This window comes from Methylobacterium sp. J-076 (genome assembly GCF_022829405.1).
Taxonomy (GTDB): Bacteria; Pseudomonadota; Alphaproteobacteria; order Rhizobiales; family Beijerinckiaceae; genus Methylobacterium.
Genome location: NZ_JAKSXW010000041.1, coordinates 1 through 10,066, shown reverse-complemented (window position 1 = coordinate 10,066; position 10,066 = coordinate 1). Strand labels below are relative to the sequence as shown.

10 protein-coding genes and 1 pseudogene are annotated in these 10,066 nt (G+C 61.1%); 9 read left to right on the top strand and 2 right to left on the bottom strand.

The window, feature by feature from the left end; translation table 11 throughout:
* Positions 1-93, bottom strand: a pseudogene (locus MKK53_RS03210) (IS5/IS1182 family transposase); the annotation flags it as partial.
* A 588-nt stretch (positions 94-681) separates the two neighbouring features.
* Here MKK53_RS03210 and MKK53_RS03205 point away from each other — a divergent pair.
* The 8 genes from MKK53_RS03205 to MKK53_RS03170 all read left to right on the top strand — a co-directional run bounded on the left by MKK53_RS03205 (position 682) and on the right by MKK53_RS03170 (position 6,340).
* Entirely contained in the window at positions 682-2,184 is a 1,503-nt protein-coding gene (locus MKK53_RS03205) for a PAS domain S-box protein (protein ID WP_243926858.1), read from the top strand.
* Between the two features lie 161 nt (positions 2,185-2,345).
* Positions 2,346-2,510, top strand: a complete 165-nt coding sequence (locus MKK53_RS03200; RefSeq protein WP_243926856.1) for a hypothetical protein — start codon at positions 2,346-2,348, stop codon at positions 2,508-2,510.
* A gap of 109 nt (positions 2,511-2,619) precedes the next feature.
* Positions 2,620-2,880 (top strand): GlsB/YeaQ/YmgE family stress response membrane protein, encoded by a 261-nt coding sequence (locus MKK53_RS03195; protein WP_243926853.1) that lies wholly within the window; start codon positions 2,620-2,622, stop codon positions 2,878-2,880.
* A gap of 132 nt (positions 2,881-3,012) precedes the next feature.
* Positions 3,013-3,909: a PhnA-like protein gene (locus tag MKK53_RS03190; protein WP_409564261.1), complete on the top strand. Its 897-nt coding sequence runs from the start codon at positions 3,013-3,015 to the stop codon at positions 3,907-3,909.
* A gap of 41 nt (positions 3,910-3,950) precedes the next feature.
* Complete coding sequence (locus MKK53_RS03185; RefSeq protein ID WP_279598790.1) at positions 3,951-4,409, top strand: YsnF/AvaK domain-containing protein; 459 nt, start codon at positions 3,951-3,953, stop codon at positions 4,407-4,409.
* Complete coding sequence (locus tag MKK53_RS03180) at positions 4,406-5,284, top strand: YsnF/AvaK domain-containing protein (protein ID WP_243926845.1); 879 nt, start codon at positions 4,406-4,408, stop codon at positions 5,282-5,284. The genes MKK53_RS03185 and MKK53_RS03180 overlap by 4 nt, the downstream gene beginning before the upstream one ends.
* Positions 5,285-5,367: 83 nt before the next feature.
* Positions 5,368-5,625, top strand: coding sequence for a 3',5'-cyclic-nucleotide phosphodiesterase (locus tag MKK53_RS03175; RefSeq protein WP_243926843.1), 258 nt, complete (start codon positions 5,368-5,370; stop codon positions 5,623-5,625).
* 478 nt (positions 5,626-6,103) lie between these two features.
* Positions 6,104-6,340, top strand: coding sequence for a DUF6894 family protein (locus tag MKK53_RS03170; RefSeq protein ID WP_243926841.1), 237 nt, complete (start codon positions 6,104-6,106; stop codon positions 6,338-6,340).
* Positions 6,341-8,322: 1,982 nt separating this feature from the next.
* Here MKK53_RS03170 and MKK53_RS03165 read toward each other — a convergent pair.
* Positions 8,323-8,931 carry an NAD(P)-dependent oxidoreductase gene (locus tag MKK53_RS03165; protein WP_243926839.1) on the bottom strand — a complete coding sequence of 203 codons (609 nt, stop codon included), beginning with the start codon at positions 8,929-8,931 and terminating at the stop codon, positions 8,323-8,325.
* 103 nt (positions 8,932-9,034) lie between these two features.
* Here MKK53_RS03165 and MKK53_RS03160 point away from each other — a divergent pair, with 103 nt between their 5' ends.
* Positions 9,035-9,409 carry a winged helix-turn-helix transcriptional regulator gene (locus tag MKK53_RS03160; protein ID WP_243926837.1) on the top strand — a complete coding sequence of 125 codons (375 nt, stop codon included), beginning with the start codon at positions 9,035-9,037 and terminating at the stop codon, positions 9,407-9,409.
* The last annotated feature ends 657 nt before the right edge of the window (positions 9,410-10,066 follow it).

Below are 10,066 nucleotides of genomic sequence, written 5' to 3'. Positions count from 1 at the left end.
TCGAGGCCGACCGCCCTTCGGCTTGGCCCGTTCAGGCGGCAGCAGCGGTGCGATCTCGGCCCACAGGCCATCGGGAAGGAGCGGTCTCGCCATCTCCACCCAACGCGCCAAACCCGGTTTTGTTAGAGACTCTAAGAGGCTGCAGCCGACTTCGAATATGTCGGGCCGAGTTTTCGATCTCTTGAGCGCATGCCGCCGCTAACGCGCTGTTAACCGCAGCGGCGTGCACTGGGAGGTGTGGGGGGACTAGCTATGCGCCACATCCATGTCATGCCCGGTCTACGCTTGCGGTTCGCTGGCCGTGACGAAACCTTCAATGAGGGGGTAGAAATTGGTCTTCTCGCAGCTCAACTTGCATCAGGTATAGCTGAGTTTACCATGACCTTGGCCGCTAGTACGACAGACCAGGCACGTGTGCTGGCGACGAATATGGGTTACCGCCTCCATGTAACGACGATGAATGAAGGCGCGGTCGAAATTATATTTCTCACCGGAAGCCGCCGACCCAAACTGGAACTCGTATGTAATAAACTTCTCGCCCGATCATGATTTTAGTTCCTCGGACTAAGATCTAGTCTACTCGTTCAGCCGGGGCGATCAGCTCGATTAGGAACGCCCAACAGCGGCAGTCTGAGCTTTTTCTCGCATTCGAACGTTGGCGTTCCGCAAGGAGATATGCCGATGACCGATGCGGTGCGTCACATGCAGATGCGGCAGATCGTGGCTGGCCTGTCTGAGGGTGTGATCCTCATCGAGCCGGATCAGACCATCGCCTATGCGAACGATGCTGCCATTGCCATGCATGGGGTTGCGGATGCCAGCGATCTTGGTGCCACCGTGTCAGAGTACCGCGCGAACTTCACGCTACACTACCGCAATCATCGCGAGATAGGCCCGCTACAGCATCCCCTCGACCGAGTGCTCTCGGGCGAGGTATTCCGCGACATCGTCGTCGAGTTAGTCCCCAAACGAGATCCATCACACAGGTGGATGCATCGCATCCGGAGCTTAGTAACCACTGATGCGGATGGCACACTGAACGGCCTCGCCCTGGTGATGCAGGACGTGAGCGAGCGCTATCAAGCCGAGGCCCGGTTCGAGCGCATGTTCAACGCTAACCCAGCGCCGGCGATCATCTGCCGGATTGCAGATCTGCGCTTCGTGCGGGTCAATCACGGCTTTCTCGACCTGACCGGTTACCATCGCGACGATGTGCTCGGCCGATCGTTCTGCGAGATCGACCTGCTGCGCGAGGCCGAGCGGCGCGAGATGGCGATCCACCGATTGCACGAGGGCCGCACCATCCCGCAGATGGAGGCTCAACTCGCTACGCCATGTGGAAAGGGCCGCTACGTGATCGTGGCCGGGCACGCCATCGAGATGCCGGGCTCGGGCGGCATCGAACCGTGCATGCTGTTCACCTTCGCCGACCTGGAGGATCGTCGGAAGGCCGAGATGGCGCTGCGCCACAGTGAGGAGCGCTTCGCCAAGGCGTTCGACCTCTCGCCGGTGGCAAGCGCGTTGATGGACGCGGATGGGTTGGAGATCACCAGCGTCAACCAAGCCTTCTTGACGTCGTTCGGGCACATTCCCGAGACGGTAGGTGGCCAGTCGCTCGCCGACCCGGCGCTCTGGATCGACCGGGCCGAGCAGCGTAAATTTTCTCGCGACCTCAGGAGACTCGGCAGCGTTCGCGGCTTTGAGGCCGCGCTGCAGGATGCAGCTGGCACCGAGATCGACTGCCTCGTCTCGGCCGAGCGGGTGAGCATTAACGGTGAGGCCTGTGTGCTTTGCGTCCTGCAGGACATCACCAGTCGCAAGCGGTCAGAACGCGAACTGATCTCAGCCATTGAGGCGGTGATGGCGGATGCGTCGTGGTTCAGCCACGGGGTGATCGACAAGCTTGCGGCCCTTCGCAACCCAGCACGCCCCGGCCGGCCATCGGCAGCGATCGAGAACCTGACGATCCGCGAGCAGGACATGCTCACCCGGATCTGTCAGGGCGCCACCGACCAGGAGATTGGGGCCGAGCTGAAACTGTCGCCGAACACGGTGCGCAACCACGTCTCCGGGCTCTACCGCAAGCTCGGGGTCAACCGGCGCAGCGCCGTAGTGGTCTGGGCCCAGGAGCGGGGAATCGGCGCCATCACGCGGCCCCCACGCCGAAACCAGACGAAACCGTGACAGAACTACCAAGTCGAATTGGTGTAAGTGTACTTTATGTAAATCGGCGGAACTTCCACTGCATCATCTGATTACGCAGTAGTAGCTCTGCTTTCGCGGGCATCTCGGAAGATCATCCCTTGGGTTGATGCGAGGAGATCCGCGTGGTGGGGCGTCGGAAGATGCTGTCGCCCGATCACGTCCGGGCGCTGATCAAGGAATCCATCGGCATCATCGAGGGCGACGACGCGATCCGGGCGGAAGCCGCCGCCGAGATCGCCGCCATCGAAGCCGCATACGCATCGTCGACCCCCGAACCCAAACCCAAGCGCTCGACCCGCAGGTGATGCGGGGCAGCGAGCGACCACGCGTGCCGCAACCGCGGCTCCCGCATGCCTCTAGGTCGTCCGGAGACGGACGGGCCCCAAACCACACGACAAGAAGTGGAGCCGCATCATGTCACTCCTAGCCTGGATCGTCCTCGGCCTGATCGCCGGCTTCATCGGTAGCAAGGTCGTTAACAATACCGGCCAGGGGCTCGTCGTCGACATCCTGCTCGGCATCGTCGGCGCCGTCGTCGGCGGTTTCCTGTTCAACCAGTTCGGCCAGCCCGGCGTCTCGGGTCTCAACCTCTACAGCCTGCTCGTCGCCGTAGTCGGCGCCGTGGTGGTGCTGTGGCTCTACCACGCGCTGGCAGGTCGCCGCCGGGTACTCTGACCCCGGCGAACCCGCTTTCGGCGAAACTGGCCGAAGACCGACCCGACCCCCGAAGACGAGAAAGTTTCCACGATGGCGTTAGCTCCAGATACCACCCGTCCGGCCTACGACCGCGACCTTCCGACCACCAGCATGGCCACCCCGGCCGAGGACATGCGCACGATGGCGCTGCACTCGGTCTCGTGGGGCGCCGTGTTCGCCGGCGCCGTGATCGCGCTGGTCGCCCAGGTCATCCTCAACATGGTCGGGCTCGGCATCGGCCTCTCGACGATTGATCCGGCCGGCAACGGTACGCCCACCGCCGGGTCGCTTTCGTCTGGTGTCGGCATCTGGTTCGTGATCTCCGGTATCCTGGCATCGACCGCCGGCGGCTGGCTTGCCGGGCGCCTCTCGGGGAAGCCGGCCCGGACCACCACGGCCTACCATGGTCTGATCGCATGGGCAGTCTCGACGCTGGTCGTCGTATATTTGCTATCCTCGGCGGTCGGCGGCCTGGTCAGCGGCGCGACGAGCGCGGTGTCGAGCACGCTCGGCGGAGCCGGCAATCTTGTCGGCGGCTCGGTGAAGACCGCCGCACAGGCTGCGGCCCCGTCGCTACCGGGCATGGACAACCCATTTTCAAACATCGAGAGCCAAGTCCGCAGCGGCACCGGCAGCGACCCGGAAGCCCTGAAGAACGCTGCCGTCAGCGCGATGCGCGCCGCGGTGACGGGTGACGCCGCCCAGCAAAAGGATGCCCAGGAGAAGGCTGCCCAGGCCCTCGCCAAGGCGCAGGGAATTCCGGTCGATCAGGCCCGGACCCAGGTCGCCCAGTACGTGCAGCAGTTCAACGACACGGTTGCCAAGACCAAGGAGCAGGCCAAGCAGGCGGCCGATGCCGCCGCTCGTGCTGGCTCCCAGGGGGCGCTCTACGGTGCCCTGGCGTTGATCCTCGGTGCTCTGTCGGCCTTCTTCGCCGGGCGTGGCGCCGCAGTCGACCCGGTGCTCACCCGCACCGCCGTCGCCGTCACGCCCCAGCGTCGGGTCTGACGGTGAGCGACCCTGCCGCCACCAAGCCGCGTCCGCTCGGGATGCAGGACAAGCCGGCGGCGGAGGTCGCCCTCGGCGAGAGCGTGACGCTTCCGCTGATCGCCGAGACCGCCCGCATCGACAAGCGGGTGGTCGAGACCGGCCGGGTGCGGGTCTCGACCCGTACCGAAACGGCCGACCAGGTCCTGCGTGAAACCCTGCGCAGCGACCGGGTCGGGGTCACCCGGGTGCCAATCAACCGGACCTTGGCCGAGGGCGAGACGCCCCCGGTGGTCCGCGAGGAGAACGGGGTGACCATTATCCCGGTCTTGGAAGAGATTCTCGTCGTCGAGAAGCGCCTCGTCCTGCGGGAGGAGGTGCATGTCCGCCAGACCACGGCGGGCGAGGACGTCGAGATGCCGGTGACGCTGCGCAAGCAGCACGCCGTTATCGAACGCGTGTCCCCCGAGGGGCACGTTACGGCCCTGCCCCCCGCGCCTCTGACGGAGAACGAGCTATGACCCAGACCATCACCGCCATGTACGACACCTATGCTGAGGCGACCGCCGCTAAGGCGAAGCTCATTGCCCTCGGCATCCCCGAGGTTGGCGTCCGGATCTTGTCCGGCAGCGAGGCCGGCACCGCCTCCGTCACGACCCACGGAGAAGGCATGTGGGGCTCGTTGAAGGAGTTCTTCATGCCGGAAGAGGATCGCCACCTCCACGCCGAGGGCCTGCACCGGGGCGGCACAATGCTGACGGCGACCGTCGAGGACGGATACGCCGAGCGAACATACGACATCCTAGAGGAGCACGGCTCGATCGACATGGACGAGCGTGAGGCTTCCTGGCGCAAGGAGGGGTGGAACGGTCAGGCGACCGGCGCGCCGGCCATGGTCACCGCCTCGAAGGGCGGAACGAGCAACACTGGCCTCCACGCGGCGGGCGGTGCCGAGTCCGCCGCAGCGCACGGTACGGCCCAAGGCACCGAATACATCCCGGTCGTCGAGGAGCGCCTCAACGTCGGCAAGCGCATGGTCGACAGTGGCCGCGTCCGTGTGCGGTCCTACGCGGCCGAGAAAGCCGTGAGCGAGAACGTCGCCCTGCGGGACGAGACCATTCACGTGGATCGGCGCGTCGTCGACCGAGCGGTCACCCCGGGAGACATGGCTTTGTTCGAGGACAAGGTCATTGAGGCGACCGAGATGCGCGAGCAGGCAGTGGTCTCGAAGGAAGCCCGCGTCGTCGGCGAGGTCGGCATCCGCAAGGAGGCAGCCGAGCGCGTCGAGACCGTGACCGACAAGGTGCGTCACACCGAGGTCGAGGTCATTGACGAGCGCGGCAACGTCGAGCGTACCGGCACGACCGCCGGGAGTGTTCCCCGCAAGCCGGTCTAACTGCCTTGTCGGGAGGGGGCCCGCGGCCCCCTCCCGTCCAACGCATGGACACTCAGGCAAGCATCGAGCACGACGGTCGCCCCATGATCCGCACCACCTGCTTCCTCGGCCTCACTATCGTCATGGCGGCCGGCTCCGCCGCTGCCCAGGGCGACGATGCCGCCACGGGACATCTTCGGACGTTCTGCTCCGGGGACTATCTCAGTCTTTGCAACGGCATGGACCCGAAGGGGTCGGAGGTGGTGGCGTGCTTCCGTAGGAACATGGGCAAGCTCTCGCCCGGCTGCCGGACTGCCATCGACGAATATAAGGCTTCGAAGGGAACTGGTTCCAGGTCCTGACCCGCCCGGACCTCTTACGTCGCACATCGGAACGGGAGAACCAGCATGAGTGACGGCTTTATGGTGTTCAAAACCCTGACCGCGTCATGCATCTAATTCTGAATCTTTGATTCTGAATTAGTGGAGCACCTCAAATCAATCGGTCGATGCTGTGACGCTAGCTCGTTCCGATAGAGACTCCTGATTGGAACGGTTGTGCTGGAACATCGCAGCTTCCGACCCAACCCGGCCGCCCGGATCGCCATGCGCGATCCCCGTAAGCAGCCATTGGTCTACCATCTGGCAAATTCTGCTTGGAGGGGAGAGCGTATGAGTTGCCTTCAAGCGGTGCTCGCATGAAGCGTAAGCCCACGCACAAATTCCAACGTACTTAGGTGCATCTGCCCCGGAGATATGAAAATAAATATGAATCAGGGCTCGAGCGTATTGCGCATTAGCAAAAGCACATGGACGGCCCTTATTGATCTATGTGTAAATTATGCCAAAATTTTATATAACAACTGTCTCAGGGCGTATGGTGTCGGTTGACGACGAAGGCATTGAGGTAGCCGACGAAGCCGCTTTGGAGAGGACGCTAAGACGTGCGATTGCTCGTATCGCATCCTACGATGGCGAAGAAGATTGTAATAATTTCAGCGCCTTTGCTGTTAATGAAGATGGAATCATGGTCATGACTGTTTTACTTATCATGACTACGATCATAAAGCCAAAATGATGATGTAGACCGACCGCACTTACCGCCTGTTTACAATGGGTTGTGAGTAGGTATTAGAGTACTGGCTGCTTTTGCGCCTCCGTCGCACCAAGTTATACCGACCGAAATTCACCGAGGCTGTGTGAAAACTCAGAGGCTGTAGAAAAATTCCTCTCGTGCACCCTGGGCCGGGGCTGGCGCAGGCATCCTGACGGCATCCAGGATACTCAAATGGCAGCAGAGTAGGAGACTGTTCCGCAGTTTCGGCGTGGACCCGCGTTTTTAACACGGCCTGTACCCCAAGCAGCCAATCCGCGTCCGACCCATACTAAACGTCCCGAGAGCCCTCGGTTCGCATCCAAAACCGCCACTCGTCGGGCGTCCGGCAAGTTCGGTTTGGGGAGGTACTTGGACTTTTGGCCTTTAGCTGTCACGGACTTGTGTCGTGGGCAACTTTACCTTGTTTTTCAGCAATCCTTTTAAGACATCCACGAACTATTTTCACATTTTTCTTTACAATGGTGGTTTGAACTTCGGCACGCGATCTCTCTTCCTATGCAAAGTAGAAGAATTCGACTCAATTTGATCATCATTCCCGTACCGCTCTTCTCGATAAGGGCATGGGCAGCTAAAACTGCGTCGACGATTTCATCCAGATCGGGGGCGTGATCCATGATTATTGTATCCTGCATGCGGAATAGTTAGAATGTAAATTTTTTACATTTCTCCTACAGCCAATCATTATAATATGATTATTTTAGCGGTACAACTGACTATTTAATGATACATTATAACATTGTATAAGAGGCTTTAGAAGGAAATTGAATGTTCGTCTGGAAATGGCGAAGCTCTGAGGCCTCGATGCAGGAGCGAATCTCCGCTGGTCCTACTTTGGATCGTGGCCGTGTAAAAATGCCGAGGTGGCAGGAAAATCCTACGCCTTCAAAGAGTAGCCGAAGCTCTCGGCATTCCTGTCAACTGATTATACGAAGGTAGAGCGCGACCGTTTGCAAGTGACGCGTTTGGCGTCTTTTGCTTGTATGATGCGATAATAGATGCTCGGGGCCGTCAGAGAGTCATGAACGTCGTGCAGAGGGACGCGACTCGGTGACAAGCGTTCAATAATCCTCAATATTAATTAGCGTATCGGCGCCATCTGCTATTATAGTCACAGTATAATGTACCGCTTGGCGGCTATTATGGGCGGTCAACCTGTGGGATCTTTGACTGATGATGGATGAAATGGCGCCGGATAATTGCGGCTATTTTGCAGCATTGCCCCCTCCCGCCTCAACGTTTTTGGATGAGGCCGTCGTATAAACCGCGACGATTGAATCGGCACTTATCAGCCGTCAGGAAGCGCCGAGGCAAAACCGCATTCCGGATACCCTTAATCAGCTTCTCCATAGCCGCAACGGGCGGCCTCTACACGGATTAGATTGAGCACACGGCGCCGGCCCTGAGCATCGGTAATCGCCATCCATAGTCGCATCAGGGCCGCAGCGTCGGCTATTTCGTTCGGCGACATTTCAAAAAACGCAGAAATCGGGACGCCTAACGCGTCAGCGATGTCGCGTAGCCGGTCATAAGACGCGGCCGAGAAGGGCGGCGAATGGTCCATGACTGACAAAACGTCGCAATGAGAACCGTTCCGATCACGAATTCACTATTTGTGACCCTCTTCAACATTTCCGCGCTTCTTGGGGAGGTTGGCGCATATCGCCGGCTGTGTCCGCTTAGCGCCATCCGCTGTCTAAAATCGGACGGGCAGAAAACCACCCGGAGCGGCCATCCCGCTGGCGACCCATGTTGGTCGTCCGGACCACCGTAGGCGCTTCCCGGAAGCGGACACTCGTCGGCCGCCCGGCAATTTCGGCTTGGGGTGGGGAGCGGACCCTGATCCTGCTTCCTAAAGCGGACGTTCTGGCCACGCCCCTCAGCGGACACGAAAAAGGGGCCTGCTGGCCCCTCCTCGCATCTACCTCCCCGGGACGGGGGGCGGATCAGTAGCCAACGGTGAACCGTTCGCGGGAGTGGGCGGGTCGCTCCAGCTCGTCCACTAGAGCGATGGCATAGTCCTCGAACGAGATGCTGCTGCCTTGGTCGTTGGCGAGCAGCTCATCCTTGCCGAGGCGGAACGTGCCGGTACGCTCGCCCGGGATGAAAAGCGCGGACGGCGACAGGAACGTCCAGTCCAGCTCCCGCTCGCCCCGCAGGATGTCGAGGTACACGCCGCCGGCCGCCGCTTCGGCCTTGTACTGAGGAGGGAAGTCGGGGGTGTCGATGACCTTGACGCCCGGCGCGACCTCCAGACTTCCTGCACCACCAACGACAAGGTAGCGCGCGACCCCCGAGGCCTTGACCGCTGCGAGCAGCTTGTGCGGGTCGCTGGCCGTAAAGTGCACCGAACTGATGACCACGTCATGGCCCTTGATCAGGGCGGCTAGACCGTCCTGATCGTACACATTGCCGGCCTTGGCGCTGACCCGCGGCAGGGACGGGACTTTTGCAGGGTTGCGGACGATAGCAGTGACGCTGTGCCCACGCTGGGACAGTTCGCTGAGGATGCGAGCGCCTGCGTTGCCGGTGGCGCCGATGAGAGCAACGTTCATAGTAGTCTGTCTGATAGGTTTCTGATAGGTACCAGGTGAATAAGAATTATACAGGTGTAAAGAAGGCACCTACAACTCACTTGGTCACCTGGAGGAAACCACTATGCCTACCGCGAACCCCTATGCCTCCACTTGTCCAACCCGGCTGGTGCTGGATCGCGTTGCCGACAAATGGGCGGTGCTGGTGCTCGGCTTGCTGGGCGAAGGCCCCGTCCGGTTTAATCAGCTGCGGCGCACGATCGAGGGCTTGTCGCAAAAGATGCTCTCGCAGACCTTGAAGAACCTGGAGCGAGATGGGTTGGTCCACCGCAAGGCCATCCCGACCGTGCCGGTGACGGTCGAGTACAGCATCACGCCGCTTGGGCAGACGCTATCTGCAACTGTTGATGCTCTGCGCGTATGGGCGGAGAGCCACATTGAGGACGTGTTGGCCGCACAGGCGCGCTACGACGCGGGCTCATCCACAGTTGCCAACTAGGTCGGCTGTCCACCCACCCCGGCCGCAGATTGAATGCGACTAAAGGGACTTACCAGCCCCTGCAAAGGACCGAGAGTGGCCAGAATAGCGATGTCCGCTTAAATGCCTGCTCCGCTCAAAATCGGACAGGCAGGAAGCCACCCACCCCAGACATCCGCGCCACCGCCGGGCGGCCTCAACATCGAGGCTCGCCCGTATCAGCGGGGCATCTAATTCGCGCTCCACTCGCCGACGAGCGATAGCGCCACGCGGACCTCAGGCTACCGAAACATGATCGGGCAGGTGTGGGTCGTGCCGGCCTGGGAGTTCGCGGAGGGCGCCGGGGGGCGGTAGCGGGTCGTTTAAGCCGAACTTTGGACTGCGACCCGACCTGGTCGTTCGCGTCGTTGTCGGCGCCTGCCGTAAGCAGCCGTTCGTGGGCCTCATAACGACTTTGGTTCGGGGTGAAAAGCGGGCATCATATCCCGGCCGAGGGGCAATCCCTCAGCGACCCCCGAAGGCGCATGTGCCATAAGGGGGCATGGCCCCTGAAATGTCCTCGGTAAGCCGAAGCGCGCGATCACGTCTTTCGGCGACTTCGAAAATTACGACTGCACGGTCTTCGACACGCTCGATGAGAGGTCTCACCGATCCAGCGACAAGACGTCCAGGTGCAGC

Excerpts from the sequence above, each read along its gene's own strand:
- MKK53_RS03205 (WP_243926858.1), top strand. The coding sequence starts at position 682 with ATGACCGATGCGGTGCGTCACATGCAGATGCGGCAGATCGTGGCTGGC.
- MKK53_RS03200 (WP_243926856.1), top strand. The coding sequence starts at position 2,346 with ATGCTGTCGCCCGATCACGTCCGGGCGCTGATCAAGGAATCCATCGGC.
- MKK53_RS03195 (WP_243926853.1), top strand. The coding sequence starts at position 2,620 with ATGTCACTCCTAGCCTGGATCGTCCTCGGCCTGATCGCCGGCTTCATC.
- MKK53_RS03190 (WP_409564261.1), top strand. The coding sequence starts at position 3,013 with ATGGCCACCCCGGCCGAGGACATGCGCACGATGGCGCTGCACTCGGTC.
- MKK53_RS03185 (WP_279598790.1), top strand. The coding sequence starts at position 3,951 with ATGCAGGACAAGCCGGCGGCGGAGGTCGCCCTCGGCGAGAGCGTGACG.
- MKK53_RS03180 (WP_243926845.1), top strand. The coding sequence starts at position 4,406 with ATGACCCAGACCATCACCGCCATGTACGACACCTATGCTGAGGCGACC.
- MKK53_RS03175 (WP_243926843.1), top strand. The coding sequence starts at position 5,368 with ATGATCCGCACCACCTGCTTCCTCGGCCTCACTATCGTCATGGCGGCC.
- MKK53_RS03170 (WP_243926841.1), top strand. The coding sequence starts at position 6,104 with ATGCCAAAATTTTATATAACAACTGTCTCAGGGCGTATGGTGTCGGTT.
- MKK53_RS03165 (WP_243926839.1), bottom strand. The coding sequence starts at position 8,931 with ATGAACGTTGCTCTCATCGGCGCCACCGGCAACGCAGGCGCTCGCATC.
- MKK53_RS03160 (WP_243926837.1), top strand. The coding sequence starts at position 9,035 with ATGCCTACCGCGAACCCCTATGCCTCCACTTGTCCAACCCGGCTGGTG.